This window comes from Tepidisphaeraceae bacterium (genome assembly GCA_035998445.1).
Lineage (GTDB): Bacteria > Planctomycetota > Phycisphaerae > Tepidisphaerales > Tepidisphaeraceae > DASYHQ01.
The window spans coordinates 37,005-59,300 of the sequence record DASYHQ010000033.1 but is presented as its reverse complement, the minus strand read 5'-3'; the positions used below and the strand labels follow the sequence as shown (position 1 = coordinate 59,300).

23 protein-coding genes are annotated in these 22,296 nt (G+C 63.4%); 9 read left to right on the top strand and 14 right to left on the bottom strand.

Translation table 11 applies throughout. From position 1 onward, the window contains the following. Positions 1-53: 53 nt before the first annotated feature. From cysC to VGN72_13655, 5 genes are all read right to left on the bottom strand, one after another. Positions 54-665: an adenylyl-sulfate kinase gene (cysC, locus tag VGN72_13675; protein HEV7300411.1), complete on the bottom strand. Its 612-nt coding sequence runs from the start codon at positions 663-665 to the stop codon at positions 54-56. Beyond that, positions 662-1,627, bottom strand: coding sequence for a cysteine synthase A (gene cysK, locus VGN72_13670; GenBank protein HEV7300410.1), 966 nt, complete (start codon positions 1,625-1,627; stop codon positions 662-664). The genes cysC and cysK overlap by 4 nt, the downstream gene beginning before the upstream one ends. Before the next feature lie 98 nt (positions 1,628-1,725). Next, positions 1,726-2,166, bottom strand: coding sequence for a M67 family metallopeptidase (locus VGN72_13665; GenBank protein ID HEV7300409.1), 441 nt, complete (start codon positions 2,164-2,166; stop codon positions 1,726-1,728). Positions 2,167-2,179: 13 nt separating this feature from the next. Then, positions 2,180-3,130 carry a cysteine synthase family protein gene (locus VGN72_13660; protein HEV7300408.1) on the bottom strand — a complete coding sequence of 317 codons (951 nt, stop codon included), beginning with the start codon at positions 3,128-3,130 and terminating at the stop codon, positions 2,180-2,182. A 61-nt stretch (positions 3,131-3,191) separates the two neighbouring features. Then, on the bottom strand, positions 3,192-4,235 hold the full coding sequence (locus tag VGN72_13655; protein ID HEV7300407.1) for a ThiF family adenylyltransferase: 1,044 nt from the start codon (positions 4,233-4,235) through the stop codon (positions 3,192-3,194). A gap of 54 nt (positions 4,236-4,289) precedes the next feature. Here VGN72_13655 and VGN72_13650 point away from each other — a divergent pair, with 54 nt between their 5' ends. Both VGN72_13650 and VGN72_13645 read left to right on the top strand, forming a co-directional pair. Further along, positions 4,290-4,685 carry a YlbF family regulator gene (locus VGN72_13650; GenBank protein ID HEV7300406.1) on the top strand — a complete coding sequence of 132 codons (396 nt, stop codon included), beginning with the start codon at positions 4,290-4,292 and terminating at the stop codon, positions 4,683-4,685. Positions 4,686-4,804: 119 nt separating this feature from the next. Next, a complete protein-coding gene (locus VGN72_13645; GenBank protein ID HEV7300405.1) occupies positions 4,805-5,212 on the top strand; it encodes an EVE domain-containing protein in 408 nt (135 codons plus the stop codon). Positions 5,213-5,461: 249 nt separating this feature from the next. Here the strand turns inward: VGN72_13645 and VGN72_13640 are convergent, their stop codons facing one another. Continuing rightward, positions 5,462-6,949, bottom strand: coding sequence for a rhamnulokinase family protein (locus VGN72_13640; GenBank protein HEV7300404.1), 1,488 nt, complete (start codon positions 6,947-6,949; stop codon positions 5,462-5,464). A 573-nt stretch (positions 6,950-7,522) separates the two neighbouring features. Next, complete coding sequence (rplU, locus tag VGN72_13635; protein ID HEV7300403.1) at positions 7,523-7,831, bottom strand: 50S ribosomal protein L21; 309 nt, start codon at positions 7,829-7,831, stop codon at positions 7,523-7,525. Positions 7,832-8,065: 234 nt separating this feature from the next. Between rplU and VGN72_13630 the strand changes: the two genes are divergently transcribed. The 6 genes from VGN72_13630 (at position 8,066) to VGN72_13605 (ending at position 12,445) form a co-directional block, all read left to right on the top strand. Continuing rightward, on the top strand, positions 8,066-8,545 hold the full coding sequence (locus VGN72_13630; protein HEV7300402.1) for a hypothetical protein: 480 nt from the start codon (positions 8,066-8,068) through the stop codon (positions 8,543-8,545). Positions 8,546-8,572: 27 nt separating this feature from the next. After that, positions 8,573-8,956: an acyl carrier protein gene (locus tag VGN72_13625; GenBank protein ID HEV7300401.1), complete on the top strand. Its 384-nt coding sequence runs from the start codon at positions 8,573-8,575 to the stop codon at positions 8,954-8,956. 87 nt (positions 8,957-9,043) lie between these two features. After that, a complete protein-coding gene (locus VGN72_13620) occupies positions 9,044-9,526 on the top strand; it encodes a 3-hydroxyacyl-ACP dehydratase FabZ family protein (GenBank protein ID HEV7300400.1) in 483 nt (160 codons plus the stop codon). Positions 9,527-9,634: 108 nt separating this feature from the next. Then, complete coding sequence (locus VGN72_13615) at positions 9,635-10,942, top strand: beta-ketoacyl synthase N-terminal-like domain-containing protein (GenBank protein ID HEV7300399.1); 1,308 nt, start codon at positions 9,635-9,637, stop codon at positions 10,940-10,942. A gap of 19 nt (positions 10,943-10,961) precedes the next feature. Further along, on the top strand, positions 10,962-11,132 hold the full coding sequence (locus tag VGN72_13610) for a hypothetical protein (GenBank protein HEV7300398.1): 171 nt from the start codon (positions 10,962-10,964) through the stop codon (positions 11,130-11,132). A 20-nt stretch (positions 11,133-11,152) separates the two neighbouring features. Beyond that, positions 11,153-12,445, top strand: coding sequence for a beta-ketoacyl-[acyl-carrier-protein] synthase family protein (locus VGN72_13605; GenBank protein ID HEV7300397.1), 1,293 nt, complete (start codon positions 11,153-11,155; stop codon positions 12,443-12,445). 402 nt (positions 12,446-12,847) lie between these two features. Here VGN72_13605 and VGN72_13600 read toward each other — a convergent pair whose 3' ends face one another. After that, a complete protein-coding gene (locus tag VGN72_13600) occupies positions 12,848-13,705 on the bottom strand; it encodes a phytanoyl-CoA dioxygenase family protein (GenBank protein ID HEV7300396.1) in 858 nt (285 codons plus the stop codon). 202 nt (positions 13,706-13,907) lie between these two features. On the opposite strand from VGN72_13600, the gene VGN72_13595 reads away from it, so the two are divergent. Next, positions 13,908-14,927, top strand: coding sequence for an acyltransferase family protein (locus VGN72_13595; protein ID HEV7300395.1), 1,020 nt, complete (start codon positions 13,908-13,910; stop codon positions 14,925-14,927). 12 nt (positions 14,928-14,939) lie between these two features. On the opposite strand, the gene VGN72_13590 is transcribed toward VGN72_13595, so the two are convergent. From VGN72_13590 to VGN72_13565, 6 genes are all read right to left on the bottom strand, one after another. Further along, positions 14,940-16,646: a GspE/PulE family protein gene (locus tag VGN72_13590; GenBank protein ID HEV7300394.1), complete on the bottom strand. Its 1,707-nt coding sequence runs from the start codon at positions 16,644-16,646 to the stop codon at positions 14,940-14,942. 81 nt (positions 16,647-16,727) lie between these two features. Further along, complete coding sequence (locus tag VGN72_13585) at positions 16,728-17,066, bottom strand: STAS domain-containing protein (protein HEV7300393.1); 339 nt, start codon at positions 17,064-17,066, stop codon at positions 16,728-16,730. A gap of 96 nt (positions 17,067-17,162) precedes the next feature. Further along, the gene (locus VGN72_13580) at positions 17,163-18,851 is read right to left on the bottom strand and encodes an HD domain-containing phosphohydrolase (GenBank protein HEV7300392.1); all 1,689 of its coding nucleotides are present in this window, start codon (positions 18,849-18,851) and stop codon (positions 17,163-17,165) included. A 28-nt stretch (positions 18,852-18,879) separates the two neighbouring features. Next, positions 18,880-19,275 (bottom strand): response regulator, encoded by a 396-nt coding sequence (locus VGN72_13575; protein HEV7300391.1) that lies wholly within the window; start codon positions 19,273-19,275, stop codon positions 18,880-18,882. Between the two features lie 119 nt (positions 19,276-19,394). Further along, a complete protein-coding gene (locus tag VGN72_13570; protein ID HEV7300390.1) occupies positions 19,395-20,846 on the bottom strand; it encodes an ATP-binding protein in 1,452 nt (483 codons plus the stop codon). Positions 20,847-21,080: 234 nt separating this feature from the next. Beyond that, on the bottom strand, positions 21,081-22,274 hold the full coding sequence (locus tag VGN72_13565; GenBank protein HEV7300389.1) for a tetratricopeptide repeat protein: 1,194 nt from the start codon (positions 22,272-22,274) through the stop codon (positions 21,081-21,083). Between the last annotated feature and the right edge of the window lie 22 nt (positions 22,275-22,296).

Below are 22,296 nucleotides of genomic sequence, written 5' to 3'. Positions count from 1 at the left end.
CCGACTGAAGGCAAGTCAGAAGGACCACCGGCAAGCCGGCGGCTATATGGGCTTCAAGTAACGTAGTTGCGTTCCACCAGCATCGTCATAATCCGCGCCGCGGATTGCTCGGGCGTTGACGATTCCGTATCGATCACCAACTCCGACTCAACCGGCTCCTCGTACGGATCATCGATTCCCGTGAACCCTTTGATCTCGCCAGCTCGGGCCTTCTTGTACAGCCCCTTCGGGTCGCGCCGCTCGGCCGCGGCCACGGAGACCTTGATGTAGATCTCGAGGAAGTCGCCCTCACCATGCAACGCCCGCACCGCGGCGCGATCAACACGATACGGGCTGATGAAGCTGGCGATCGTGATCACGCCCGCATCGGCAAACAGCTTGGCCACCTCGCCAATTCGGCGGATGTTCTCGGTTCGATCGTCGGCGGAAAAACCGAGGTTCTTGTTCAACCCATGGCGGATGTTGTCGCCATCCAGCCGGTACGCCAGCCGGCCACGCGCGATCAGCATCTGCTCGAGCAGCACCGCGATCGTCGACTTGCCCGCGGCGGACAAACCCGTCAGCCAGAGCGTGACGCCCTGCTGACCGAGCAGGCGATGGCGGTCGTCGCGCGTGACGGCCCCGCCGTGCCACGTGATGTTGGTGGCGACGCGGTCGGCGCTCACTCGGCGTCCTCGAACAGCGGCGTGCTGAGGTAGCGCTCGCCGAAGCTGCACATGATCGTGACGATGACCTTGCCCTTGTTCTCCGGTCGCGCCGCAACCTTGGCGGCGGCGGCCATGTTGCCGCCGCTGCTGATGCCACCGAAGATGCCCTCTTCCTTCGCAAGCCGGCGGGCCCATTCGAAGGCTTCCTCGTCGGTGATCTGCACCACTTCATCCACAATGCCAGTGTTCAGGTTCTTCGGAACGAACCCCGCACCGATGCCCTGCACCTTGTGCTTGCCCGGCTTCAACGGCTGGCCCGACATCGTCTGCGTGATGACCGGCGACGCCACTGGCTCGACGGCGATCGCCTTAAACTCGGGCTTCCGCTTCTTGATGACCTCCGACACACCGGTGATCGACCCACCCGTGCCCACGCCCGACACCATGATGTCGACCGTGCCGTTCGTGTCCTGCCAGATCTCCTCGGCGGTCGTCTGCCGGTGAATTTCCGGGTTGGCCGGGTTCATGAACTGCTGCGGGATGAACGCCTTGGGGTTCTGGCTGGCCAGTTCCTCGGCCTTGGCGATCGCCCCGCGCATGCCGTCGGCGGCGGGCGTTAGCACGACCTGCGCCCCCAGCGCCTTCAGCAGCCGCCGGCGTTCGATCGACATGCTCTCGGGCATCGTCAGCACCAGCTTGTACCCCTTGGCTGCGCACACGAAGGCGAGCGCAATGCCGGTGTTGCCGCTGGTCGGCTCGATGATCGTGCTGTCGTGGTCGATTTTTCCGTCGCGCTCGGCGGCACTGATCATCGCCAGGCCGATGCGGTCCTTCACGCTCGCCAACGGGTTGAAAAACTCGCACTTGGCCAGCACGGTCGCGTGGTCTTTCGGGATCAACCGGTTGATGCGCACCAGCGGCGTGCCGCCGATCGTTTCGGTGATGTCGTTGAAGATACGGCCTTGGGGTTTCAGGGGCATACTCGACCTTTCGTTAGACCTCGCGCGCGTTCGGCAATGGCGAGCATCGTAGTGGGACCAGCGTTAGGACGCCAAGGGCGGAACGGCGTTGTGCGATCTTAAACCCCCACGATCTCCTGTTTCTCGAACGCTTCCGTCTGCTCGTTCAATACCCAGCAGGTCATGTCGACCGGTTCGCGCTTGGCGATTGACACAATGATGTAGCTGTAGAACGGCCACGCGTGTTCGCGGTCGTATTCGCTGGGACGCGCCGGATGGTCGGGATGGCTGTGATAAAAGCCGAGCACCATCTGCCCCGCGTCGCCGGCGCTTTTTTCTGCGGCCATCAGCGTCTTGGCGGTGATGGAGAACCGATGGTACTGCTCGTCGGCCTCAAACTCGTTCGCCACCGCCTCCAACCTCTCGACGACCCTGCGCGTAGCGCCATTCGCGGTCACATCGCGACCGTAAATGATGCCGCAGCATTCGTTGGGGTACGCCGCGGCGCCTTCGGCGTCGATTTGGTTGGAAAATGCTTGGGTCAGAACGATCGTGTTCATGCTTCATCCGTCGTTACGGCCAGTTTTCCGCTTCGCTCGTTTCCTGCCAGAAGCTTTCGGACAGGTACTTGGCGGCCGAATCACAGAAGATGGTGACGACCACGCCTTCCTTCAGTTCGGCGGCAACGTTCATTGCGGCGTACAGGTTAGCGCCACTGGAAACGCCGACCAGCAACCCTTCCTCGCGCGCTAGCCGTAGCACCGTGCGGTGGGCATCCTCGGTCGACACCTCGACCTCGCGGTCGGCAATCTCGGGCTTGAAGATGCCGGGGACGAGCGCGGTGGCCATGTGCTTCATCCCTTCCAACCCGTGCAGCGGGCTGTCGGGCTGCATCATGATGCACTGGATCTTCGGGTTCAGTTCCTTTAACCGCCGGGTGACACCCATGAACGTGCCGCTGGTGCCTAGGCCGGTGACGAAGTGCGTCACCCGCCCTTCCGTCTGCCGCCAAATTTCCATCGCGGTGGTATCGTAGTGCGACCGCCAGTTGGCGTCGTTGTTGTACTGGTCGGGGTAGTAGTACAGATCGGGGTCAGCCGCGACAACCTTCTTCACGTACCGCTGGGCGCCGTCGGTGCCTTCGGTGGGGTCGGTCAGGACCAGTTCGGCACCGTAGGCGGTCAAACTTTGCTTGCGTTCGATGCTGGCGTTCTTGGGCAAAGCCAGCTTCACCTTGTAGCCGCGTTCGGCGCCGATCATGGCGTAGGCGATGCCGGTGTTGCCACTGGTGGCGTCGATCAGCGTCTTGCCCTTGTGCAGCAGGCCACGCCGTTCACCGTCCAGAATCATGTGAAGCGCGGCCCGATCCTTTACGCTGCCACCGGGGTTGTACCATTCGGCCTTGGCGAAGAGCTGAACCCCCGGCCGCGATGGCTTCATCCGCCGAAACGACAGCAACGGCGTATTCCCGACCAGATCGAGGATCGACCGAGGCTGCGAACTTGTCAAAGAGCGTTCTGGCACGAATTCCTACTAATCATAGGGAAATGTAGACGATCCCGTCAAACGGTGCCAAACAGCAGCCTCAACCACCGAAAAACCGTGCTACAAGGGTTCTTGCCCGGCCCGGGTCACTGGTGCCGTGGACGATCACCCGGCCGTCATTAAACAGGGTCAGTTGATCCGGTTCCAGCCCCCGGGGTGAGAAGCGGAGCAGGAACGGTGTCTGACTGACGACGCCCAGCGACCGCCATTGTGCGGCGACGGCGGCCAAGTCCACCTTCACCGCGGCCCGCGGGCGAAGCTGCACCGAGTCGCGGCCACACAGCACGGTGGTCGCGGGCGACGTGGCATCTAGAAACTCAAAGTGACGCTGACCACACGCGGGGCATTCCGGTCGCTTGGCGTCAACCGTCGATACGCTACGCAATCGCAGCGACCACGCGTCGATCGTCACCAGTTCATTCGTAGCGCCACCCCCCACCAGCATTCGCAACGCCGTCGCGGCTTGCAGCGATGCGACCACCCCCGCTACGGGGCCCAACACGCCCGCAGTATCGCACGTCTGCAACTCACCGGGTCCCGGCGCTTCCGGGAAGACGCATCGCAGGCACGCCGTGCGCTGCGGCTCGATCGCCATCACCCGCCCTTCCACCCCTACCGCGGCGCCGTACACCCAGGGCAGGCCGTGCTTCACCGCGACGTCGTTCACGAGGTAGCGGGTCTCGGCGTTGTCGGTGCCGTCGACGATCAGGTCGACCCGCTGGCCGTCGCACGCAACGCCCGCAAGCGACTCGATGTTGTCCTGATGCACGTCGGCGACAACCGGTTCGAGCGACACCGCGCTATTCACCCGCCGTAACCGCTCCACCGCCGCCACCGCCTTGGGGGTGCCGGCGGCAACGTCGGCTTCGTCGAACAGCGTCTGCCGTTGAAGATTGGTCGATTCGACGACGTCGCGATCGACGATCGTCAGGTGCCCCACGCCCGCGCGGGCCAGATAGTCGGCCACCACGGTGCCGAGCGCCCCGCACCCCACCAGCAGCACGCGCGACGCCGCGATGCGCTGTTGACCGGTGAGGCCGATCTGGGGCAGCAGGGACTGGCGGTGATAACGGTCGACATTCATCGGTTGGACGCCTTTGCCGGACCGACTATAGTAGCCGTTTTAGCAAGGACTGACATGGCCACCGACACGCAATCGATCCTCGACGCCGCCGAGAAACTGGGCGACATGCTCAAAGACCACCCCGCCATCGTGCGGTACAAGGCCGCCCAGAAGACCGTCGCCGAGGACACCGACGCCTCGCGCCTCCTGCGCGAGTTCGACCGCCAGATCGAAAACCTCGGCCGGCAGGAACAGTCGGGCATGCCCGTCACCGAAGCACAGCAGATGCAGTTGCAGACGCTACAGAGCCAGATCATCTCGCACATCAAGATCAAGGCGCTCAATCTGGCGCAGGTGGAGTTCGTCGACCTGCTGCGCAAGGTCAGCCAGACCTACCAACGGCAACTGGTCGACGCCCCCGCGGGCGGCGCGCCGGGCGCAGCGGCCGCGGGCCCGCGCATCATGCAGTAGGACTCAGTCCCACAACTCGTCATCCTGAGGTACTCCGAAGGATCTCCCCCCGTATTTGTACGTGGGACGAAAGAGATCCTTCGGTGTGCCCCAGGATGACGAATTCTCGAGATTCCCACATGAACCGTTGGCTGCTGAAGACCGAACCCAGCGTGTACAGCTTCGACGACCTATCGGCGGCCAAATCCGCGACATGGGACGGCGTGGCCAACGCGCTCGCCCTGAAGCACATGCGCGAAATGAAAAAAGGGGACGAGGTCTTCATCTACCACACCGGCGACGAGAAGGCCGTCGTCGGCATCGCCAAGGTGACGGGCGCACCGTATCCCGACCCCAAGGCGGATGACGAGAAGCTGACGGTAATCGATCTGAAGCCGGTGAAACGACTGGCCAAGCCGGTCAGGCTGGCGACGGTAAAGGCCGACAAGGCCTTCGCGGGCTGGGCGCTCATCAGCAACAGCCGCCTGAGCGCGATGCCGGTGCCGCCGGCGATGTGGGAGCGGGTCCTGGAACTTGCCACGGCGTGAAAGCCCGTTCTTCCCTGACTTGACCTTCCGCTCAATCGTCACCTGTAGTGGCGACGGCTGCGACGCGATCGACGCGAAGCGTCGAGTCGGCGCGAAGTTCGGGGCTGCGCCCCGACCGCGACGCATGCGTCGCCACTACGGGTTTGAGAGAACCGAGGGACTGCGACAGGACCGGACGGTCTAGAAGCCGCCTCTGAGAGGCTCGTCCCTTGCAACACTTCCCCCTGAAAAGCATTCGCCCGCGACAAATCACCCCGTGATCGACCGGAACTTGTCGTACGCGCTTTGCCACGCGGCCACGTCCGTCGGTTCGTAGCGCTTCACGTCGAAGCTGTTGCGCACGATCGCGCGCGCATCGGCAAGGCTCTTTACCGATCCGATCGCCATCGCCTGCGTGAGGATGTTCCCCGCGGCCGTCGCTTCGACGGGACCGGCGATCACCGAACGGTTGCAGGCGTCGGCGGTCATCTGGTTCAGCAGCTCGTTCTGCGTGCCGCCACCGACGATGTGGATGACGTCGATCCGCTGGCCGAGCACGTGTTCCAGACCTTCCAGCGTCTTGCGATACGTGTGCGCAAGGCTTTCCAGACAACAGCGGACGAACTGGCCCTTCGACGCGGGTGGCGACTGCTTCGTGCGCTGGCAGAAGGCCTCGATCTTCGCGGGCATGTTGCCGGGCGACAGGAGTGGCGCATCGTCCGGGTCGATCAACGGCCCATGGGCCGGCGCGTCGGTGGCCATCTGCGTCAGCTCGGCGTAAGTGTGGTCCTGGCCGTCGCGCACCCACTGCCGGCGGCACTCCTGCACCAGCCACAGGCCCATGATGTTCTTCAGGAACCGGGTGGTGCCGCCATAGCCACCTTCATTCGTGTAGTTCAGCGCGAGCGACTGCGCGTTGATGATCGGCGCGTCCAGCTCGACGCCCATCAGCGACCACGTGCCCGAACTGATGTAGCACCACGACCCACCCTCGGCCGGCACCGCGACGATCGCGCTGGCGGTGTCGTGCGAGGCGGGCGCGATGATGGGTGGCGTGTCGGTTAAGCCGCACTCGGTGGCGACGTCGGACTTCAGGTTCGCCAGCACCGTACCGCTGGGCACGATCTCACCGAGCAGGTGAACGGGGAGGTCGAGGGACTTCAGCAGGTCGGTCGCCCACTGGCCGGTGCGCGGGTCGAGCATCTGGCTGGTGCTGGCGATGGAGAATTCAATCGCCTGTCGGCCGCTCAGCAGGTAATGGAATAGATCGGGCATGAACAGCAGTGACTCGGCCATCTCGAACAGGCGCGGCGTGAACTGGCGCATGGCCTCCAACTGGTACAGCGTGTTGAAGACCATGAACTGCACGCCGGTCGCGTCGAAGACCTTGCCGCGCGGCACGCGGGTGAAGATCTGATCCATCATGGGCGCGTGCCGACCGTCGCGGTACATCGTGGGGTTGCCCAGCACATCGCCGCCGGGCCCGATCAATCCAAAGTCGACGCCCCAGGTGTCGACCCCGATGCCCGCCAGTTTCACCGGCTTGGCCGCGTTGCTGCCGGCGGTCTTGCGTAGGCCGACTTTGATCTCTTCCCACTGAGCCAGCAGGTTCCACTGCAACCGGCCGTTCATGAGACCATTGGGATTGGCAAATCGATGGGTAACGTCGAGCGACAGCTTCCCGGCGGCCAGATGGCCCAGCACGGCCCGCCCACTCTCAGCCCCAAAGTCGAACGCGAGAAAGTCCTGATCGGCCATCGAACTGCCCTTTCGTTATATGATCGAAGTCGATCATAACGAAGTGCCGGGTGGGTTTCGAGTCTGCCGTACCATGGGCGATACCCGTGTTTCCAGTTCGCATGCAGTGTTCGCGCAACATCGTCAACCTGAGAGGGTGTTAAAGAACAGTGCCGCGGCTGCCTTGCCGTGGCATGGGCGTCTCGCCCATGCCTGTGGACTGGAATGAGAAGCTTCATTTGTTGGCCGCTGCGCCGACCAAGCGGCTGCAACCAATACTGTTTTCTGGTCACAACACACGCATGGGCGAGACGCCCATGCCACGGTCGGAGCGGACGCGGCACTATTCCTTAACACCCTCTGATGTACTCCGAAGGATCTCCCACTCCGCCTTTACTTCGGGAAGGAAGAGGTCCTTCCGAGTACGTCAGGATGACGAATCTGCAGCCTAACAGATGAGCCTGCAGGGGAAACTTAGTTTGGCGAACCAGAGACACGGGCGGGCCGCCCGTGGTACGGGTCAAACGAAAACGGGCGACCCACGAATGGGTCGCCCGTCTCAAATTTGCTTTGATCGCCGCAGCCGAACCAACGTTAGACGTTGATGCCGGTGATGCGGACGCGGGTGTACTGCTGGCGGTGGCCGACGGTCTTGTGGAAGCCCTTGCGGCGCTTGTACTTGACGCTCTCGACCTTCTTGCCCTTCTCTTCACCGATCACCTCGGCGGCTACAGAAGCGCCGGCAACCAGCGGGGCGCCAACCTTCGGGGTGCCTTCACCACCGACGAGCAGGACGCGGTCAAAGGTAACGGTTTCCGCGTCGCCCAACTCGCGATCGATGAGGATCGTGTCGCCACTGGTGACCTTGAACTGCCGGCTGCCTTCTTCGATGATCGCGTACATTGTCGTTACCTTTACAGTTTCTGAGCTAGCGTGGAAAAGTCAGGTATTTTGCCAATTCCGGCCCGGTTGTCAAGGGCTGGAGAAGTGGGCACTGAATCGTGGACGGTGGGCAGCGAAGATGGACCGCCGTTCTCCTTCCTGCCCACGCTTCACTGCCCACGGTCCACTGATCGCCTTGCAATCGGCCGTTATCACCGATACAAACTGCCCCTTCGGGAAGGGTCAGGGAACTGCTTGCGATTCAATTTGTTGGACAAGGTCGAGGAACTCAGCGACGAGCGGATCGTTGCGGTCAAGTACGTGAGCTTGGCCGAGGAATACCTCGGCGACCACTTCCCCACGTTTCCGGTGCTGCCGGGCGTCCTCATGCTGGAAGCCGCCACGCAGGCCGCCGGTTGGCTGCTGCACCAGCGGACTAACTTCGGTAAGGCGGTAGCGGTCTTGAAGGAAGCCCGCAACGTGAAGTACGGCCACTTCGTGGCCCCGGGCAATTTTCTACGGCTCGACGTCGAGCTGTCGAAGCCAACCGACGCCGGCGCCATCTTCAAGGCCACCGGCACCGTCGGGCCCGAACAGGCCTTCGTGGCCAAGATCGAACTGAGCTACTTCAACCTGGCCGACAAGAACGCCGGCCTAGCCGAGTTGGACGCGAAGATCACCGAACACAACAAACATCGCTGGCAGATGCTGACCGCAACGGGCATCTCCCAGTAATTGCTGGAAGAAACAGGAGATACGACGATGGCTCTTTCGCACGACGAAATTTTCGAGAAGGTTCAGGACGTGCTGGTCGACGCGCTGGGCGTGGACGACGAGGACGTAACCCCCACCGCCACCCTGCGCGGCGACCTTGGTGCCGAGAGCATCGACTTCCTCGACATCGTCTTCCGCCTGGAAAAGGCCTTCAACATCAAGATTCCGCGCGGTGAACTGTTCCCCGAACAGCTCGACCCCGCGTTCGTGCAGGACAACAAGCTTAACGACGCCGGCATGGCCGAGGTGCGCCGCCGGATGCCCAACGCTGATCTGAGCGAACTGGAACAAACCCGCGACGTCGCCCTGATCGCCGATCTGTTCAGCGTGCAGGACATCGTCGCGTATCTGGAGAAGAAGACGGCAGCTTAGTTCAATGCCGAATGCCGATTGCCAAATGCCGAATGGAAGGCATTTATCACTCGGCACTTGGCAATCGGCATTTGACACTCCCTCCCCATGCGTTGGATCTGGATCGACAAGTTCACCGAGTTCACCCCCCGCACGAGCGCGACGGCCGTCAAGAACGTGTCGCTGGCGGAGGAGCACCTGCACGACCTTTACCCGGCGTTCCCGATCGTCCCCAACAGCCTGATCGTCGAGGGCATGGCCCAGACAGCCGGCATTTTGGTGGGTGAGGCGCGGAACTTCGAGGAAAAGGTCGTGCTGGCCAAGATCACCCGCGCCAGCTTCCATCGCCTGGTCCGCCCCGCCGAGACGATCACCTTCGCCGCCACCATCGAACAGTTGAACGAACAAGGCGCCTCGATCAGCGGTAAGGTTACCGTGGCCGGCGAGCCCGTGGCCGACATCGAACTGATGTTCAGCCACGTCGACCAGAACATGAAGGGCATGAAGTTCCCCGAGCACAACTTCGTCTTCACCGAACAGTTCACCGCGTTGCTCAAGACGTACCGCGAGCAGGCGAGCGTCACGATTTAGACGGGTCCGTTGTCCGTGGTCCGTCGTCCATTGTTGCTGCAGATCCAGCGCTGCATCCAGATGGGCGGTCGCCACGACTCCTGACAACGGACAACGGACCACTGACCCATGACCAATCGAAGAGTCGTCATCACCGGCATCGGCGTTGTCTCCCCCATCGGCATCGGGGCGGCTACGTTCTGGCAAAACCTGATCAGTGGCCAGAGCGGCGTGCAACGCATCAAGTCGTACGACCCGGCTGGCTTTCCGTGCCAAATCGCCGGCGAGGTGCCACCCTTCAAGATCGGGGACTACGTCCCCAAGCACTACCGCAAGGCCACCAAGGTGATGGCCCGCGACATCGAACTGGCCGTCGTGGCGGCGGACGATGCATTCAAGGACGCGGGCATTAAGTCTAAAGCCTATACCGATAAGCCGGAGCTGAACGGCTTCCGCTTTGGCTGCAACATCGGCGCGGGTTTGATCAGCACCGACCTCACCGAACTGTCGAGCGCGCTCAGCACGGCCCGCGTGGGCGACAGCAACCAGCTGGACATCCAGAAGTGGGGCCGCGACGGCATGAGCCAGCTGACGCCGCTCTGGCTGCTGAAGTACCTGCCGAACATGCTGGCGTGCCACGTGACGATCATCCACGAGCTCAAAGGCCCGTCGAACACCATCACCTGTGCGGATGCCTCGTCGCACCTGGCGATCGGCGAAGCCTTCCGCACGATCCAGCGCGGCGACGCCGACCAGGCCATCTGCGGTGGCGCCGAGACGAAGGTCGTCCCGATGGCGGTCGTACGGCAGACGCTGCTGAAGCGCCTGACCAACACGCACAACGACAGCCCCGAGTCGGCCGTCCGCCCGTTCGATGCCGATGCCGACGGCACCACGGTCGCCGAGGGGGGTGGGCTGTTCATCCTGGAAGAGTACGAGCACGCGGTGGCGCGCGGTGCCAAGATCTACGCCGAGGTCGTCGGCTTCGCGGCCAGCCAGGACACGTACAGCGTGACCACGCCCGACCCGAGCGGTCACAGCTACGGGAAGGCGATCAGCAAGGCCTTAGCCGAGGCGAATCTGCCGCCGAATGCGGTCGACCTGCTGGTTCCCTGCGGCCTGGGCATTCCCACGCACGACCGGGCGGAGCTTGCCGGCCTGCGCAACGTCTTCGGCAACGGCCTCGACCGCGTGGCCATGGCCCCCATTAAGGCCCAAACCGGCAACCTCGCCGCCGGCAGTGGCGTCGACGCCGCCGCCGCGGTGCTGGGCCTGTTTCACGGCAAGATCCCGCCCGCGAAGAACACGGTGAACGTGGTCGACGGCCAATCGCTCAACGTCTCGCCGACCACGCGCGATGCGGATGTGAAGGTGTCCGTCAGCAGCGTGTATAGCCTGGGCGGCCAGAACGCGGCACTGGTGTTTAAGCGGGTGTAACCAAGGGCGGGGACGGCCAATGGACGAACTGCCAAACTGGCTCAAGCCATTACCGGGACTGGCCCTGCTCGGCGCCGCTACAGCGGCGTACTACAGTGGCTACATTTGGCCGTGGGCATGGGGCGTCGGCGTGGTCCTCCTTTGCGTTGGCATCATGATGATTAAGAAGGACGACGGGTACAAATTTTAGCCGTCACCAATGGATCACATATGAACCGAGTCGTCATCACCGGAATTGGTTGGGTCACGCCGATGGGGCATTCCATTGAGACCGTCTGGCAGCGGCTGCTGGCGGGCGAGTCGGGCATTGCGCGCACGACGCTGTTCGACGCGTCCACCTTTCCCACGCAGATCAGCGCCGAAGTCAAAGACTACGACGTCGCTGCGCACATCGGCGACGCCATCGCTGCGCTGCACAATGGCGCGGGGCGCAACACGCAGTTTGCGCTCGGGGCGTGCGCACAGGCTTGGAAACACGCCGGCCTGGACAACGCCAAGCTTGATCGCGACCGCGTGGGTATCTACCTCGGTAGCGGCGAGGGCTCGCTCGACTTCGATGCCTTCACGGCCGCCAATCTGGCGGCGTGGCAGGAAGAGGCGAACTCGGTCGACACCGTGAAGTTCGCCCAGTTGGCGTTGGAACGCATGAACGTCACGCGCGAGTTGGAACAGGAACCCAACATGCCGCTGTCGCACCTGGCGCTGCTGACCGGTGCGCAGGGCCCGGCGCTCAACTGCCTGACCGCGTGCGCCGCCAGCACGCAGGCGATCGGTGAAGCATCGGAGATCCTGCGGCGCGGCGATGCGGACGTGATGATCGGTGGTGGCGCGCACTCGATGATTCACCCGTTCGGCGTCACCGGCTTCAACCGCCTGACCGCCCTTTCCACCGCGAATGAAAATCCCCCCGCCGCCAGTCGGCCGTTCGATGGCAACCGCGGTGGGTTCGTCCTCGGCGAAGGGGCTGGCATGGTCATCCTGGAGACGCTGGACCACGCCAAGGCCCGCGGCGCGACCATCCTGGCCGAGATCGTCGGTTATGGTTCGACCGCCGACGCCTATCGCATCACTGACCAAGCCCCCGATGGTGCCGGCGCGGTCGTGGCGATGCGGGCGGCGTTGAAGTGCGCGAAGCTGGAGCCGAGCGACATCCACTACATCAACGCGCACGGCACCGGCACCAAGGAAAACGACAGCAACGAGACGGCCGCGGTCAAGACGGTGTTCGGTGACGGCGCCAAGAACGTGCCGTTCAGCAGCATCAAGAGCATGATGGGCCACCTGATCGCCGCCGCCGGCGCGGTGGAACTAATCACCTGCGTACTGGCGATCAGGGACAACGCCCTGCCGCCCACGATGAACCTGACCAACCCGGACCCCGAGTGCGATTTGGACTACATCCCCAACGCCGCTCGCAAGGCAAAGGTCGACGTCGCGATGAGCAACAGCTTCGGATTTGGTGGGCAGAACGACACGATTATCGTGAAGCGATACGTGGGCTGAAGAAGAAATCCCAAGCCCCAGCGCCGAACTAATGACTAGAGCACTCTCACTTCACTCGTAGCGGTCAAGGCACTGTCATCCCGAAGGGAGCGATAGCGACCTGAGGGATCGGGTATAGGGATGGGCGTTCGTCCCGTCGAGATCCCTCAGGTCGCCAAGGCTCCCTTCGGGATGACAACGTGTCCTGCGCCCGCTACAGATGAAATGAATATGCTCTAAGCGCCAAATCTCAAAAGGAACGACGCGCCTCGTTGCGCATGTCATCCCGATGGAAGCCTAAGGCGACCTGAGGGATCTCCCAAGCCGACAACCGTTCGAGATTCGAGATCCCTCAGGTCGGCAAGCCTCCCATCGGGATGACAGCGCAGGAGAGGTCCGGTACCTCTTGTTGGTCATTCTCATCTACAACTTGATCCCCGGGTACCGCATCTTCACCGCGGCCCGCGTCTCTTCGGTCCAGTAGGCATCATCCATCCGCGGAAATCCCAGCACCTCGCGCTGTCGCGCCGTGGCCTTGGTGATGAACGACTGCAACTCAGGCTTCTCGCCCATCTGCGAATACTGGTGATAGCCTTGGAACCCGTGGTCCGCCGCCCGGTAGACGAGGTGGTGGCTGAACCGCACACCGCGGTCGGCCACGAGGTCGCTGGCGCGGTGCCAGGTGCGCATCGAGAAGATGAACAAATCCCCCGCCGCCGCCAGCACGGGCTTTTCCAGCTTGTACAACGCCGTGTCCTTCTTACGCGTGCGATGCGTCGGCCACAGCGGCAACTCGCGCGTCTTCTCCTGCGATACGACGTGCGTCGGCCCAAGCTCGGCGTCCACGTCGGTGTAGTACAGGATCATGTTCACCTGCCGGTACGACTCGTCATCCCGCGGCACCACGAGCGTGTTCCCCTGATAGTCCAGGTGCAGCCCCTGCTCAAAGTCCCCCGTCCCCGCGTACTTCGCCCAGATCGCCGCCTGACTGAGCAGCACGCGCGGCGTACCCAGCAGCCGCTCGACGAACGACACGATCTCCGGGTGCGTGCTGACGTCGTTCAGCACATCGACCGCGAACGGAAACTCCACCTGCAAATGCTCTGGATCCTCGAAGATCGATGCGTACCGCTCCGGCGTCGCCTCCAGCTCATCCACCGACGGAAAGTACCGCAACATCCCCGCCCGCCCCGCGGCCAGTTCGTGGGGCGTGAGAAAGTTGGGCACGATCGCGTATCCGTGGCGATGCAGTTGGGCGGCGTGTTGGTCAGTGATGCGCATAGATCAAATGATCCGCACATCGCGACACGCAGGCAAGTGGCCACGCGGCCGTCGTACCATTCTTTCGTTCGAGGCACCCTTGTTAACCTTCCCGCCACACGTCACGACTGCTACTCTCGTTCGACGTTCAGTTATGCCGCAAGATGCTTGGGGAAGCCATGACTACGGTTAATCGCAACTCGTTCTTGGATTACGCCAAGGCATCCTCATCATCCTGGTGACGTGGGGACACATCATCCAGTGGGCTGGGCATTTGGGAAATGGGTACTGGGGCGACCCGGTATTCAAGCTTATCTACATGTTCCACATGCCGCTGTTCATGGCCATCAGCGGCTACGTGGCGTACCGGCCCATCAACCGCGATAGCATGACGACGACCTTCGCCAAGCGCTTCAACGGGCTGATCGTGCCGATCTTCGCCTGGGCGATACCGTTTCACATTTTGATGTGGATGATCACCCGCGATGCGCCGCCGGGGGCAAGCGGCCTGCTGAAGACCTTCGTCTTCGGCCTCACCCGCGACCTGTGGTTCCTGTGGGCACTGTTCGGCACCGCGATCGGATTCGCGATTATGCGACATTTCCGCCTCGACAAGCCGATCTATGGAATTGCCGTGGCGGTGCTTGCGCTGGGCGTGCCGGCACCGACGCTGTTCAAGTACGTGTTGCCCTACTTCATCATTGGGTACTTCTTCGCCAGGTACGAAGGTCGGTTGCGGTTCCTGTACCGACCGGTGCTGATCGCCTCGGTAGGACTGGTGGCGTCGGGCGTCTGCTACGCGATGTGGACCGAGCGCACGTACGTCTACCTTTCGAAGATGGCGCTGACCGACGGCAACGGCCCGGTGGTGCTGTTCCGATACCTGGCGGGCGCGATCTCCAGCCTGACGGCGCTGGCCCTAATGTTCCTGCTGTACAAGGTGACGCCCCAACGCGACCTTGTGCGGCTTGGGCAGGGCAGCCTGTACGTCTACATCCTGCAGATCTACATCTTCACCCTGCAGGGGGCCGCATGGGACGGCACGCACGCGCTCAATGGAAGCCTTTGGTTTTCGTTGGTAATCGCGCCAATCGCAGCGGTGGTCTTCTCGTTCGGCTTCCTGGAACTTGGCGTGGCGGCGAACCGGTTTCCACTACTGGCGAGGGTGTTCCTCGGTCGGCCCGCAGATCGGCCGCGCGATCCCATGCCGCCCGAAATGGCTGCAGAAGCACGCGGCGCGTGACGCACGCGAGCTTCAAGCCGTCACGCGATAGACCTCGTCCAGCGTGGTGATGCCGGCCTTCACCTTGTCCATTCCATCCGACCGCAGCGTGCGCATGCCGGCCGTCTTGGCCAGATCGCGCAGTTCGTTTAGCGGCGCGCCGTTGCTGATGCGGTCCTGAACGTCACCGTCGATCACCAGCAGTTCATAGATGCCGATGCGCCCGCTGTAGCCCAGGTTGCGGCACCGGGGGCAGCCTTTCGGGCGGAACAACATCTCACTGCCGCCGGCGGACCGCTCGAGCGAGCGCTTCTCGTTGATGCTCGGCACGTACGCTTCCTTGCAATGCTGACAGAGCTTGCGCACGAGGCGCTGCGCCAGCACGCCACCGACGGTCGCGCCGACGAGGTATGGTTCAATGCCCAGGTTGAACAGCCGCGTGACGGCCGCGGGCGCGTCGTTCGTGTGCAACGTGCTCAGGACCAGGTGACCCGTGAGCGCCGCCTGCGTGGCCAGGCGAGCCGTCTCGGCGCCATCGATCTCGCCGATCATGAGCAAGTCGGGGTCCTGCCGCAGCAGCGAGCGAATGGCGCCGGGGTAGGTCAGGCCGGCCTTGTCGTTTACCTGAAACTGGTTCACTCCGGGCAGGTTGTATTCAACTGGATCTTCGATCGTGCAGATGTTGACGTCGGCCTTGTTCAGCTCCGCGAGCGACGAGTAGAGCGTCGTGCTCTTACCACTACCGGCCGGCCCGGTCACGAGCACCACGCCGTTCGGCACCGCGATCAGCTTGCGCCAGGCCTTCAGCGTCTCATAGGCAAAGCCGAGCTTCTCGAGGTTCATGCTCGCGCGTTCGTTGTCGATGACGCGGATGACGACCTTCTCGCCGTACCGGCCGGGCATCGTGCTGACGCGCAGATCGATCGGGCGCTTGTCGAGCATCACGTGGATGCCACCGTCCTGCGGCAGCCGGCGCTCGGCGATGTCTAAACCCGCCATGATCTTCACCCGACTGGTGACGGCGGCGTGCATCTGGGCGGGTGGGCACAGCCGCTCGGCGAGGCGGCCATCGATGCGGAAGCGCACTCGAAGCACGTTGTCGCCCGGTTCAATGTGGACGTCGCTGGCGCCTTCCTTCACGGCGTTGTAGATGCAGTAGTTGACGAGCTTCACCACCGGTGAATCGCCGGCGGCGGCCTCGAGGTTGGCCACGTCCTGCACGGCCTTCTGCTGCACGAGCGTGAACTCGCCAGGCTGCACCTCGTCGATCACGTCGTCGATGACGAAGACCTTGTCGTTCGGCAGGTAGGCCTGCAGCGTGGCGCGAATGTCGCGCACCGTCGCCGCCACCACCTGCACGTTCTTCCCGCTGAGGCGCTCGATCTCCTCGATCAGGAACACGTTTGCCGGCTCGGGGACCGCCACGGTTAGCGTGCCTTCGACCAGGAAGATCGGGAGGACGCCATGCTTTTCGAGGAATTCCTTCGGCAGCGTCGCGATGACCTTCGGATCGGCGATGCGCGGGCTGATGCGCGCGTACGGCACGCCGTAGGCTTGGGCGAGCGCTTCGATGATCTGATCCTCGGTGCAGTAGCGCATCTCGACGAGGATTTCGCCCAGCAGCTTCTGGTGGTTCGACCGCCGCTGCTCATCCAGCGCGCGGTCCAACTGCTCCTGCTGGATCAATCCTTTGCCCAGCAGCACTTGCCCCAGAGGTTTTCGTTCGAGCGAGGCGATCATGTTTGCATTGCCGAATGCCGATTGCCGAATGAAGTCGACCAGCGGGACCGGCTGGCTTCCATTCGGCACTCGACAATTCCACTATCTCATCGTCTTTAGCGCCCCGGCCAGTTCCTCGTGGCACTCGAAGCGTTGGGTGAGGCGCGTCATCTCTAGAATGGTTCGAATATTGGCGTCGAGGTTGGCGAGCTTTACTTGGCCGAAGAGGTCGTCGGTGCGCTGGCGCACCCAGACGAGCGCTTCGAGGCCGTCGGAGTCGATGAAGTTGCACTTCTCCAGATCGACGACGAAGTCGACGATCTGGTGGCGGTCGATCTCCTTGTCGACCGCGTTGCGCAGCGTCGCGACGTCGTCACCGACGAAGTCGCCGTCGATCGTCAGCACGCAGACCTGGCCGTACTCGTCACATTTCACGGGCATAGGGGTCACGTGTGGGTCGGAGCTTCCGGTCCCCTCTCCCGGAGTACCGGAAGAGGGGACCGGACGATGCGTCACTCAATCGTTATCGGCCATCCGCTACGCGGCTTTAGCGCTTTCAGCGGTCGATTGATGATCGCGCAGAATGCACCGCAGCCGATCGATGCCGATGTTCAGGAAGAACTCGGTCAACCGTGGATCGAACTGCGTACCGCCGCACCGGCGGATCTCGGCGAGCGCGACTTCCAACGGTAGCGCCTTGCGGTACGTGCGGTTGCTCGTCATCGCGTCGAAGCAGTCGGCCAGGCAGATGATGCGGCCCATGATTGGGATCTGCTCGCCCGATAGCCCGTACGGGTAGCCCTTGCCGTCGAACCGCTCGTGGTGGTGCAGCACGCCCGGCACGATGTCGGCGACCTGCTTCAGGTCGGCCAGGATGTGGGCGCCGATCTGCGGGTGCTTCTTCATCTGCTCAAACTCTTCGGGCGTTAGCCGCCCCGCCTTCTGCAGCACCACTTCGGGCACGCCGATCTTGCCCACGTCGTGCAGCAGGCCACCCATGTAGATGCGATCGACGTCCGCCTCGGGCAGGCCCGCTTCCTTGGCCAGCGTGCGGCTGATGAGCGCAACACGTTCGCTGTGACCGCAGGTATAAGCGTCCTTCGCGTCGATCGCACTGGTGAGGCTGCGGATGATGCCCATCATCAGCCGGTGCACGTCCTCGAACAGGATCGCGTTCTCGAGGTAGATCGCTGACTCGTTGCTGATGCTGGCCAGCAGCTTGCTATCGACGCTGTTGAACTCACCGTCGTGTTTGTCGATCGCGAAGAGGCAGCCCAGCACCTTGTCCTGGCGCTGCAACGGCACCACGAGTAGGCTGCGCGCGTGCTCGCTCATCCAGCCGAGCATCGGGTCCTTGGCAAGCTCGTTGATCAGCAGCGGCGCCTTGCGCTCCTGCATGATCGCCATCAGGTTGTCGGATAAGCGGAAGATCTGCCCCGGCGGCAGCGCGACCTGGCCGTAGATCACGGGGTCGTGCTTCATCGATTCGGCGCCGCGCAGCGAGACGCCCATGCCGCGGATGTTCATCACGTCCAGCACGTCAAGACAGGCCTGCTTGAAGAAGTCACCCGCCCGGCGGTTCACGCGCATGCCACCGCTGATCTGGTAGATCAGCGACAGTTCCTCGTACGTGTCGGCGAGTTGGCCGGAGAGCGACTCGATCTCCGTCTCCATACCAGTCAAACGAACCTGGTCGCGCACCATCGCCAGCAGCATTCGCGCCTGTCGCTGGATGGCCTCGTCGGCGTAAGCGGGCAGCTGGTCGGCCTGCTGGCTGAGCCACACGCCGTCCACTCCCAACCGGCCGCAGACGCGGATCACGTCTTCGTTCAGTCGGAACGACGCGTTCTTCGCACCCAGGACCAGGATGCCACCGAGCTGGCGCTTCTCGACGTACGGGAACGCCGCCAGCAGCACGCCGGGCAACGCGTCCCAGATCCCCACGGTGCTGCTGGCGTTCAGTTGCTGTGCCTGACCGCGCAGACCGGTATCGGCGCGTTCGGGGTACTGCAGCATCGGCAGCACGTAACGCGTGAAGAACGTGCCGGCCGAGCCATCGTGGTAGGCGACGGAGCCGTCGGGGCGCAGCATCAGCAGGAACAAGCCCGCGGGTCGGAAGCGGGCCGCGAGGTTCTCCAGCACGGCGTGCGGGACCTGCGGCGCGCCGCCCGGTTGAGCGGCGTTGGACGCAGTGGCATGGGTCGGAACGACTTGCACCTGTGACATCGCGGGCCCCTTTCGCGGGCTAAACAAACTACGCGGCACCGCGCATCGCGGTGGTGTGCTCCAGCACTTCGTTCACGGTCTGCAGCAACTGGCGCGGGCTGAACGGCTTGCTCAGCATCCGCAGGATGCCGCTGTCGCGCGTGTCGTGTGGCTCCAGGTGATACCCGCGCGCCGTCAGCATGATCGCGGGAATGCTCGCCGTCGCGGGGTCCTGCTTCAGCTTGCGGCACATCTCGATGCCTGACAGTTGCGGCATGTGATAGTCGGTGATGATCAGGTCGGGGCGCTCCTGCCCCGCCAGGTCGTACGCTTCCTGCCCGTCGCGGGCCGTAACCACCTTGTACCCGGCATTGCGCAGCTTCAGCGACACCACGTGCAGGATGTGTGACTCGTCATCGGCCACCAGAATCTTCTTCGCGTCCATTTTCTTCTCTCCTGTGTACTACTCTTGGTCAGTTGTCCGTGGTCCATGTTCAGTCGTGACAACCTGCAGTTTCGCAGTCTTCGACAACGGACAGCGGACCACTGACGACGGACCACCCACTACTCATGCAGATCGAGTTCGAACGTGAACGTCGTGCCCTTACCCACTTCGCTGGTCACGATCGCTTCGCCGCCGTGCACCGTCTCCACGATGTGCTTCACGAGCGACAGGCCCAGGCCGGTGCCCTTGGCCATCTTGTTGTTCGCCTCGACCCTGTAGAACTTATCGAACACGTGGGGCAGGTCCTTTGGTGGAATGCCGACGCCCGTATCGATTATTCGAAGGAAGAGCTTTTTGCCGGCCTCGTCGACCGTGGTCTGCACGGTGATCTGCCCACCGTCGGGCGTGTACTTCACGCTGTTGCTGAGGATGTTCAGCACGGCCTGGTACAGCATGTCCTTGTCGGCAGGCGTTTGATAAAAGACCGGGCAGAGCTGCTCGACGATCGAGATGCGCTTCAGCTTCGCCTGCGGGCCGATCACGTCGACCGCTTCCTTGGCGATCACCGACAGGCTCTGCGGCTGCTTGTTGATCTTCACCAGGCCGCTTTCGATCCGGCTGATGTTCAGAATGTTGTCGATCAACCGGCCCAGGCGGTTCGATTCGCCGTGGATGATCTCGTAGAACTCGGCCTTGGTGTGCTCGTCGTCGGCCTCGCCGTCGATCAGCATCTCGACGTACGCCTTGATGCTCGCGAGCGGCGTGCGCAGTTCGTGGGAGACGTTGGAGACGAAGTCGTTCTTCATCTGCGCGACCTCCTTTTCGCGCGTCATGTCGTGCAGCACCGCCACCACGCCACCGGGCTCACCGGCGCTGTCGGCGACGCCGGAGAGCGTGACCATATAGGTTCGTTCGCCACCGGGCATGTCCATGTCGTGCTCGATCACCCGCCGTCCGTTGACGCTGCGGCTCTGCCGCATATCGCGGATCATCTCCACCAGCCGCGGGTCGTGCAGCAGGCGGTCGACCGGCGTGCGGTGCGCGGTCTTCAGGTCGAAGTCGAACGCCTTGGCGGCCGAGTCGTTGGCGAGCACGAGTTCGTCGAACCGGCTGGTGACCAGCACGGCATCGGAGATGCTCTTGATGATCGCCTCGGCATGCTGCCGTTCTGCGGTCGCGACCTTCAACTGGATCGCGTAGCTCTTCACCTGCACCTGCGCGTCGGCAACCGTGCGCTGGGCGATCGAGATCACCTCGTTGATCGCTTCTGCAAGCTTGAACAGCGACGTGCTGCCAGGATCGATCGGTTCCAGCCATTCACTGCCGGCCTCGGCGCGCAGCGAGCGGGCCATTCGGCGGATGTCGCAGCGCGTTGACCATGCCGCCGCCACACCCACCCCACCCGATGCCGCCAGCAGCCAAGCCCCCCACCACAGCCAACCGGTGGACGCGCTACCCGTGCGGACGATGCCGGCGGCGGGCACGAAGCATCCGAGCCCGGCGATCAGCAGACCGATCGCCAGGTACTGGAGGTTTCGCAGCTGTCGCAGTGCAGCGCCGTTCAATCGCATGGACGTCGGTCCTGTAAACGTTGCTTGGCAGGCCCAACTCGGGCGCGGCCCTTCACGGGTCACGCGACGCGTCGTGCCTCTACTTCTATCTATGTCGGTGCGCGCGGATGTGCGGTTAAGCGCAAAACTGACGGGATCTGCGGCGTATGTGGGCGATGCGCGTCGCGCTGCCGTCTACCAACGGCGACACGGGCGGACCGGCCGCCCGTGACACACCGTGGATCGATCTTGGACTTACTCGCCGATGTCGATGGTCGCCATCAGGCGCGCTGCAAGCGGGTCATTGGGATGCTGTTGCAGCACCTTCCCATAGTATTGCACGGCTTCGTCGTGCCGGCCGAGCTTCATCATGGCAAAGCCAACCATGCACTGGCTGACGCTGTCGCCACCGTCGAGCAGGGTCGCCCGCTGGAAGGCGTGCAGCGCTTCCTCGAACCGGTCCTGCTTCAAGCGAAGGTAACCCAGCAGCAAGTTTGCCTCGGCGGACGATCCGTCCAGCGAGATGCTTTTGCGCAACGCCAGCTCGGCACGCTTGTAGTCGGCGGTCTTTAGCGCGACCTTGCCGATGCAGAGGAAGACCCCGGCCGATGCCGGTTGCAACCGGGCGGCGGTCTCGAACGACTCGCGGGCGGCGCGGAGGTCGCCTTCCTGCAGGCGGCACTCGCCCAGCGCGGTCCAGAGGTCGCCGCGGGTGGCGTAGGGGTCGTCCTTCACGAGCTTGGCGAGCATGTCGCCCGCCTCGCGCGGGCGGTTGCCCTGGAACAGAGCCAGCGCCAGGTGCTCGCGGATGACCTTATCATCGGTCGCGAGGATCGACGCCTGGCGCAACATGTCGATGGCAGCGGCGGTTTCGCCTCGCTGCATCAGCAGTTGGCCGATCGCGTCGCGTATCGCGGCGCTGTGTTCGTAGAAGACCACGCGGTCCTTCAGCGCCGTCAGCGCCTCGTCCTCGCGGCCCAGGGCCACCAGCGTTTCCGCCTTGGCGAGCAAGTACGAGATCTCGCCGGAATTCTTCGCCAGCGCCGCGTCGTAGAACACCAACGCTCCCTCGGGGTTGGCCCAGCGTTGCTGGACCACGCCACTGAGGTAGTCGGCCTCGGGGTTCCGGGGCTCGAACTCCCGCGCCAGCTTCAGCTCGGCGTCGGCCAGTTCAAGCTGGCCGCGCTCGATCGCCAGCCGGGATGACAGTATGCGAAGCGATGCGCTTTTCGGCTGCATTGCCATCGCGTCCTTCAACGTCCTGGCACAGTTGTCGAAGTTGCCGGCGTTGTACTGGTCCCGCGCGAGCGAGGCCAGCACGTTGGCGCGGGCGGCGTTCCACTGTTCCTTGGCGGCGCTCTTGCTCGACTTGTTGTTACCGCACCCGGCGGCCGCCAGGGTGGCGGCGAGGGTGAGGGTGATCAGCGTGTTGCGCATTCTGTGGCTCATGGTGTTGCTCCCGTGTCTCATC

Coding starts and splice junctions, on each gene's coding strand:
- cysK (HEV7300410.1), bottom strand. CDS start 1,627: ATGCCCCTGAAACCCCAAGGCCGTATCTTCAACGACATCACCGAAACG.
- VGN72_13665 (HEV7300409.1), bottom strand. CDS start 2,166: ATGAACACGATCGTTCTGACCCAAGCATTTTCCAACCAAATCGACGCC.
- VGN72_13655 (HEV7300407.1), bottom strand. CDS start 4,235: ATGAATGTCGACCGTTATCACCGCCAGTCCCTGCTGCCCCAGATCGGC.
- VGN72_13650 (HEV7300406.1), top strand. CDS start 4,290: ATGGCCACCGACACGCAATCGATCCTCGACGCCGCCGAGAAACTGGGC.
- VGN72_13645 (HEV7300405.1), top strand. CDS start 4,805: ATGAACCGTTGGCTGCTGAAGACCGAACCCAGCGTGTACAGCTTCGAC.
- VGN72_13640 (HEV7300404.1), bottom strand. CDS start 6,949: ATGGCCGATCAGGACTTTCTCGCGTTCGACTTTGGGGCTGAGAGTGGG.
- rplU (HEV7300403.1), bottom strand. CDS start 7,831: ATGTACGCGATCATCGAAGAAGGCAGCCGGCAGTTCAAGGTCACCAGT.
- VGN72_13625 (HEV7300401.1), top strand. CDS start 8,573: ATGGCTCTTTCGCACGACGAAATTTTCGAGAAGGTTCAGGACGTGCTG.
- VGN72_13620 (HEV7300400.1), top strand. CDS start 9,044: ATGCGTTGGATCTGGATCGACAAGTTCACCGAGTTCACCCCCCGCACG.
- VGN72_13615 (HEV7300399.1), top strand. CDS start 9,635: ATGACCAATCGAAGAGTCGTCATCACCGGCATCGGCGTTGTCTCCCCC.
- VGN72_13610 (HEV7300398.1), top strand. CDS start 10,962: ATGGACGAACTGCCAAACTGGCTCAAGCCATTACCGGGACTGGCCCTG.
- VGN72_13605 (HEV7300397.1), top strand. CDS start 11,153: ATGAACCGAGTCGTCATCACCGGAATTGGTTGGGTCACGCCGATGGGG.
- VGN72_13600 (HEV7300396.1), bottom strand. CDS start 13,705: ATGCGCATCACTGACCAACACGCCGCCCAACTGCATCGCCACGGATAC.
- VGN72_13590 (HEV7300394.1), bottom strand. CDS start 16,646: ATGATCGCCTCGCTCGAACGAAAACCTCTGGGGCAAGTGCTGCTGGGC.
- VGN72_13585 (HEV7300393.1), bottom strand. CDS start 17,066: ATGCCCGTGAAATGTGACGAGTACGGCCAGGTCTGCGTGCTGACGATC.
- VGN72_13580 (HEV7300392.1), bottom strand. CDS start 18,851: ATGTCACAGGTGCAAGTCGTTCCGACCCATGCCACTGCGTCCAACGCC.
- VGN72_13575 (HEV7300391.1), bottom strand. CDS start 19,275: ATGGACGCGAAGAAGATTCTGGTGGCCGATGACGAGTCACACATCCTG.
- VGN72_13570 (HEV7300390.1), bottom strand. CDS start 20,846: ATGCGATTGAACGGCGCTGCACTGCGACAGCTGCGAAACCTCCAGTAC.
- VGN72_13565 (HEV7300389.1), bottom strand. CDS start 22,274: ATGAGCCACAGAATGCGCAACACGCTGATCACCCTCACCCTCGCCGCC.